Origin of the sequence: Mesorhizobium sp. M7A.F.Ca.CA.002.15.2.1 (genome assembly GCF_003998715.1) — a bacterium.
Taxonomy (GTDB): Bacteria; Pseudomonadota; Alphaproteobacteria; order Rhizobiales; family Rhizobiaceae; genus Mesorhizobium; species Mesorhizobium ciceri.
In genome coordinates, this window is sequence record NZ_RZPI01000891.1 from 1 (window position 1) to 1849 (window position 1849).

1 protein-coding gene is annotated in these 1849 nt (G+C 64.5%); it reads left to right on the forward strand.

All coding sequences use genetic code 11. From position 1 onward, the window contains the following. Positions 1 to 1769 (forward strand): ABC transporter ATP-binding protein/permease (locus tag ENZ74_RS30775; protein WP_164761348.1); only part of this gene is annotated, 1769 nt, incomplete at its 5' end. Positions 1770 to 1849 lie beyond the last annotated feature (80 nt).

A 1849-nucleotide genomic window follows, 5' to 3' on the forward strand; every position in this document is an offset into this window, starting at 1 on the left:
GCTACTGGGCCAGGCGGGGCGATGGGCTTGCCTGGCCGCTCACGATCGGGCTGTTGATCCTGATCTGCGTCAATGTCGGCTTTCAATACGGGATCAACGTCTGGAACCGCTCCTTCTTCGACGCCATCGAGCAACGCAACGTCCACACCGTTTATGTGCTTAGCGCCATATTCCTGCCGCTCGTCGCTGGAAGCGCGGGCCTTGTGGTCGCGCAGGTCTATCTGCGCATGACGATCCAGCGCCGCTGGCGTTCCTGGCTGACCACCGCCGTCATCGCACGCTGGCTTGCCAATGGCCGCTACTACCAGTTGAATCTCGTCGCCGGCGACCACTCGAACCCCGAAGCCCGCCTCACGGAGGATCTGCGGATCGCCACCGAGTCACCGGTCGATTTCATCTCCGGCGTCCTCAATGCGTTCCTGTCGGCCTCGACCTTCATCGTGGTGCTGTGGACGATCGGCGGCGCGCTCACTTTGCCGATCGGTGGCGAAAACCTGACCATTCCCGGCTTCCTCGTCATCACCGCAGTCATCTATGCCGCCATCACCTCCACGTCGATGGTGGTCATCGGCCGGCATTTCGTCCGCCTCTCCGAGCAGAAGAACCAGGCGGAAGCCGAATTCCGCTACACGCTGACGCGGGTACGCGAAAACGGCGAGAGCATCGCATTGCTCGGCGGCGAGGAGGAGGAGCGCAGCGGCATCGACAGGAATTTCGGTCATGTGCTCAGGCAATGGGCGCTGCTGACGGGCCAGCACATGCGCACGGCGCTGGTGTCGCAGGGGTCGAGCCTGTTTGCGCCGGTCGTGCCGGTCCTGCTTTGCGCGCCGAAATTCCTCGAAGGCTCGATGTCGCTCGGACAGGTGATGCAGGCTGCCTCCGCCTTCGCCATCGTGCAGGGCGCGTTCGGATGGCTGGTCGACAACTACCCGCGTCTTGCCGACTGGAACGCCTCGGCGCGACGCATCGCCTCGCTGATGATGTCGCTCGACGGGCTCGAGCGTGCGGAGCAGAGCGACGCGCTCGGACGCATCCAGCACGGCGAAACCGAAGACGGTGCGATGCTCAGCCTCGACGATCTCTCCGTCACGCTCGACGACGGCACCTCCGTGGTCAAGGAAACCGAGGTTGCGATCGAACCGGGCGAGCGTGTGCTGGTGGCTGGCGAATCCGGCTCGGGCAAGTCGACGCTGGTGCGGGCCGTTGCCGGCCTGTGGCCATGGGGCGGCGGCAGCGTCAATTTTCATGCCGACAGGCGACTGTTCATGCTGCCGCAACGCCCCTACATCCCCTCGGGCACGCTTCGCCGCGCGGTCGCCTATCCCGCGGCCGCGGACAAGTGGACGATCAAACAGATCAAGGCCGCCCTGGACAAGGTCGGCTTGGCCTATCTTGCCGAAAGGATCAAGGAAGAAGCGCCATGGGACCAGACGCTGTCGGGCGGCGAAAAGCAGCGTCTCGCTTTCGCGCGCCTGCTGCTGCACCGCCCCGATATCGTCGTGCTGGATGAAGCAACCTCGGCGCTCGACGAGAAGAGCCAGGACGCCATGATGGCGACGGTGATCCGCGAATTGCCCGATGTCACCATCATCAGCGTGGCGCACCGTGCCGAGCTGGAAGCCTTCCACAGCCGCAAGATCACCCTCGAACGGCGGGAGGGCGGCGCCAAGCTTGTCAGCGACATCAACCTCGTGCCGCGCAAGCGCAACCTGCTGAAGCGCGCCTTGTGGGGCTCCGGCAGTCGGGTCGAAAGGGCGCGCAAGGAGTAAGGCGCCGCTGCCCCGGGCACCGCGCAACTATGATGCGTATATGTCCTTGTAGGTGTCGCGCAGCAGGTTCTTCTGTACCT